Consider the following 3,360-nt stretch of genomic DNA (forward strand, 5'->3'; position numbering starts at 1 on the left):
GACAGGTCCTGCCGCGTGATCGCCAGCGCCATTCCAGCCTCCCGAACCAATCACCGGAAGGAGCGAATCACACCTACTGCGCTGGCGGGATCACATGCGAGTCAGCGATCAAGGCGGTTGGTATAACAACGACCGGCCGGTCGGTGAGGACGGCGTGTGTGCCCCCATTATCCGCGGCTGCATGCGGCGGCCGCCGTCGAGCATGCTTCCGCTGACGGACGAATGGCGGTCGCAATCCTCCGCCTATAGCCAGCCTCCGGCACCGCCTGAGCCCACGCCTGCCTCCACTCCGGCTCCTGAGGTGGTGCGGATGGAACCAGTGGGACGCTGACGCGCCGCACTATTCAAACGTGGCGCTCTCCGCCCGATCCACTGACTCGCAGCGGATTCTCGCCTCCCACCTACCGCGGAGAGAGGGTTTGGGTGTTCTGGATATTTTGGATTAGGCACCCAAACCAGAATTGGAGCGGGCGGGCAGCGCTTAGCCGCCCTGGAAGCGGCAGGGGTGGAGTTCATCCCGGAAAATGGTGGCGGCGCCGGCGTGCGGCTGCGGAAGGAACACGAGGAGGAAGGTGTCCGCGAAAGGCAGAACCGACGGATGGCTGGACCGAGGACTGGGGTGACACATGGACCAGAACGGTGCCTGGTCAGCCGGGAAGGCCGGACCTACTGCTCCGCGTGTTTCCTGATTCAACTCACACTTCTGAACCATGGACCTGGGAAGTGGTGGCGCTGGAAGACGATGCCGAGCGGGAGGTCGAGGTCGGCGGAGCGGTCAGTCGTGAAGCGTCCATGGCGGCGGCCGCAGCCAGGGCTACCGCTTACGCGCGGGAATGACTCAGTGACCGCTGCTGATGTCGAATTCATCCCCGAGGATGGCGGGGGAGCTGGGGTGCGGCTGCGTAGGTCCGGCCTGTGACCCCTGATCTTTGCCGCCAGGCGCGCGAGCTTTTGGGGTGGAGCCGGACGGATCTGGCCATTCAGGCGCATGTTTCGTCCGGGACGGTTAAGAATCTGGAGGAAGCGCGTTTTCGGCCCTCTCCGGCTACGTGCTCCGCCATCCGCGCTGCCTTTGAGGCGGCCGGGGTGATCTTTCTGGAAGAGAATGGCGAAGAGCCGGGCGTGCGTCTGCGCGACGCGACAAACTAGCCATCATAGTTCAGCGGGAGACTAATTTTGCGTAAACCGAACTATGGCCAGGAACGGGTTCAGCGCGAGCGGGACAAGGTGACGAAGACGCAGGCCAAGGAGCAGAAAAGGCAGGAACAGAGGGAAGCGAAGCTTAGCCCGCCGCCGAACCAGGCGGAGCGCGATAACGAAGGGGCAGGTGACAGCCCGCGCTGAAGCATCAAGCCGGGACCGGAGCGGGTGCGAATTCAGAGATCCGGCGGCGCCGGTTCGGCAACTCCTCCGATCAGCCAAAAGTGGTTTGAGCGCGCACGGGATGCAATTTTAGGTTGCTAAACCACACGGAAGAGGGCTATCCCAGATGACGTCCAGCACGGCGGGTTCAGCTCTTCCCCAATCAGACGATGACAGCGCGATGCGCCTCATGGTCCTTGAGATGACCATCGCGGCTATCGCTGCGCGGCTTCCGCCCGACGACTTGGAAGAGATTGCCTCGCTTCTCGTCTTCATTGCCAAGGGCTCCGACGCCGCGTCTGATCTCACTGGCCTGTCTGGCAGGGCGCCGAGCCTCAACTCGGCTGGCTATTTTGCAACTGAGATGCTCGAGCGCATCGCGAGGTCTCGTAAACCAAAGCGCGATGCGGACGAACGCGGCTCAGTGGCGAGGACACGCAAGCGGCCTAGCTAGAGCCAAGAGGATCAACCGCGCCCCTCCCGAATATCCGGTGATTTGGGGTGTGGCTGAGAAAGTCTGCTGCCACGATCAAGGCCCGAAAGAAATCGTCAGGGTGCCGGGATTTGTTGCAAAGTTCAGCACAGGTCACGGGTCATCGCGGAGCCTGGGAAATCAGGCGGTGGTCCGGAATAGGTCAGCGATGAAGGCGGCTTGAGCCTGCATGTCGTGTCCACCGATGCCCCGCACTTGCCCTTTCCTGATCATCGCCATCGTCTCATAACCCGCTAACGTCCGCTGCGCCGTCCAGAAACTGCCAAAGCCCAGCCCTGGACGCATCAACCGTCGCAGTCGGCGGTGGTCTTGTTCCACGATGTTATTGAGATATTTGGCCTGGCGTAGTCGCGAGGACCGCCACAGCTCGCCATCCGCTTTCATCTCTGCCGTCGCTCGTGGATAGGCAGGATTCTTGTCCACCGTGATCGTGCGCGGGTTCACTGTGTGAGGCTGGCTCAGGGCCTTGCGGAAGAAGCGCTTCGCGGCCGCCGCGTCCCGCTTGGCCGCGAGCAGGAAGTCGATCGTCTGCCCGCAGCTGTCCACCGCGCGGTAGAGATACATCCAGCGTCCCTTCACACGGACATAAGTCTCGTCGACCCTCCAGGACCCATTGCTCGGGTGCAGGTAGGGCCGGATCCGTCTCTCAAACTCGGGCGTATAGGCCTGCACCCAACGGAAGATGGTCGTGTGATCCACCTCGACGCCACGGTCGGCCAGCATCAGCGCGAGGTCGCGATAGCTGATCGGGAACATGAGGGACCAGCGGACGGCCCAGAGGATCACCTCGGCGGTGAACTGCCGGCCCTTGAAGGACTGACCCTGCCGGATCCGGAGCGTGCGACTATGGCGCGACAATCAGGATGCGATTGGCGCGACAATCAGGGGCTCTTCGGCAGTTTTGGTGCACCGAAACGCCGCTGTAGTTCGTTCACACTGTCCTTTACGCCGCAAGTACACGCGCGCGGAGGAGAGCATGGCCTGCGCGACCATACATTTGCCGCTTCACCGTCTTGAGGCGATTGATCTGCCCCTCGACCGGGCTCGTGCTCCAGGGTGCGGTGACGGCCGCACGAACGGCCTCCAGATCGCGGGCGAGGCCCTGCGCGAAGCCGGCCAGCTCGCTGTCTCGTGCAGCAATGAGCCAATCATCGAGATCCGCTGCGTCACCGCCGCGGACCAGGGCGGCGAAGCGTCGTGCCAGGTTCGAGGCGGTGCCGAGCGCGGGTACGGCGTCTGTGATGTCGCGAATGAGGTCACGCTCATCCGCCGTCATCTGGACTTGCCCTGGGAAAGTGGAGAGCGGTTGTTGAACTATGCGGTGGCCTCGAAAGCACAAGGGCTCTGATAGCGAAGTGCTGAGTGCCGTCGCCGTGGATTGTAGAAACCGTCGATGTAGCGGCCAAGGGCGAGTTCGGCCTGCTGGCGTGAGAGGAAGGTGGTTCGCCAGACCATCTCCGTTTTGAGGGTCTTGAAGACGGTTTCGACCATGGAGTTGTCGAAGC

At 62.7% G+C, this 3,360-nt stretch carries 6 protein-coding genes and 1 pseudogene; 4 read left to right on the plus strand and 3 right to left on the minus strand.

Annotated elements, in window-relative coordinates:
* Positions 1–484: 484 nt before the first annotated feature.
* The 4 genes and pseudogenes from ACO1BU_RS36395 to ACO1BU_RS36410 all read left to right on the plus strand — a co-directional run.
* A pseudogene (locus ACO1BU_RS36395) lies at positions 485–568 on the plus strand (transcriptional regulator); the annotation flags it as partial.
* Between the two features lie 347 nt (positions 569–915).
* Positions 916–1,149, plus strand: a complete 234-nt coding sequence (locus ACO1BU_RS36400; RefSeq protein ID WP_424140744.1) for a helix-turn-helix domain-containing protein — start codon at positions 916–918, stop codon at positions 1,147–1,149.
* A 27-nt stretch (positions 1,150–1,176) separates the two neighbouring features.
* A complete protein-coding gene (locus ACO1BU_RS36405) occupies positions 1,177–1,344 on the plus strand; it encodes a hypothetical protein (RefSeq protein ID WP_424140745.1) in 168 nt (55 codons plus the stop codon).
* Positions 1,345–1,489: 145 nt separating this feature from the next.
* Positions 1,490–1,816 (plus strand): hypothetical protein, encoded by a 327-nt coding sequence (locus tag ACO1BU_RS36410; protein ID WP_424140746.1) that lies wholly within the window; start codon positions 1,490–1,492, stop codon positions 1,814–1,816.
* 159 nt (positions 1,817–1,975) lie between these two features.
* Here ACO1BU_RS36410 and ACO1BU_RS36415 read toward each other — a convergent pair whose 3' ends face one another.
* The 3 genes from ACO1BU_RS36415 to ACO1BU_RS36425 all read right to left on the minus strand — a co-directional run.
* On the minus strand, positions 1,976–2,686 hold the full coding sequence (locus ACO1BU_RS36415) for an IS6 family transposase (protein WP_424140749.1): 711 nt from the start codon (positions 2,684–2,686) through the stop codon (positions 1,976–1,978).
* A gap of 112 nt (positions 2,687–2,798) precedes the next feature.
* Positions 2,799–3,131, minus strand: coding sequence for a hypothetical protein (locus tag ACO1BU_RS36420; protein WP_424140747.1), 333 nt, complete (start codon positions 3,129–3,131; stop codon positions 2,799–2,801).
* A gap of 38 nt (positions 3,132–3,169) precedes the next feature.
* Positions 3,170–3,360 (minus strand): IS3 family transposase (locus tag ACO1BU_RS36425; RefSeq protein WP_424140748.1); only part of this gene is annotated, 191 nt, incomplete at its 5' end.

The organism is Roseomonas chloroacetimidivorans (assembly GCF_049629625.1).
In the GTDB taxonomy this organism is placed as follows: domain Bacteria; phylum Pseudomonadota; class Alphaproteobacteria; order Acetobacterales; family Acetobacteraceae; genus Roseomonas; species Roseomonas chloroacetimidivorans.